This window comes from Corynebacterium nasorum, assembly GCF_030229765.1.
In the GTDB taxonomy this organism is placed as follows: domain Bacteria; phylum Actinomycetota; class Actinomycetes; order Mycobacteriales; family Mycobacteriaceae; genus Corynebacterium; species Corynebacterium kefirresidentii.
Genome location: NZ_JASPGY010000027.1, coordinates 1 through 369, shown reverse-complemented (window position 1 = coordinate 369; position 369 = coordinate 1). Strand labels below are relative to the sequence as shown.

1 protein-coding gene is annotated in these 369 nt (G+C 51.8%); it reads right to left on the bottom strand.

The window, feature by feature from the left end; translation table 11 throughout:
* The coding region (locus tag QP904_RS11735) for an IS110 family transposase (protein ID WP_284836124.1) at positions 1-318 on the bottom strand (318 nt) is incomplete at its 3' end.
* Between the last annotated feature and the right edge of the window lie 51 nt (positions 319-369).

The following is a 369-nucleotide window of genomic DNA, read 5'->3' as shown; positions in this document are numbered from 1 at the left end:
TAGAATTGCCGGGAACGCTCGTGGAATCTGATCGATGCAAAAGACGATTGCCATAGGGCGTTCTTTAATTTTTGTTGAGCGATCGTCTGCCCCCATGTGTTGGGCGACTGCGACGGTTAATCGGCTGATGTTGTTGGGCTGATCGACAATGACAAGGACTGAGGTGTTGTCGGCGAGGAATTGGCCGAAGAGCTTGCGGAGCGAGCCTTTATGCTGATTGATGCGTTTGGACAGGACTTGCCTGCCTTGGGGATCGAGGACGCAGGCGTGGTGGAAGTATTTGCCGACGTCTACGCCAATGACGAAGTCATAGGCCATGGGTGTGTTCCTCCTAGCGATGAATTAGAAGTTGGACTATTTGAGCTTCAT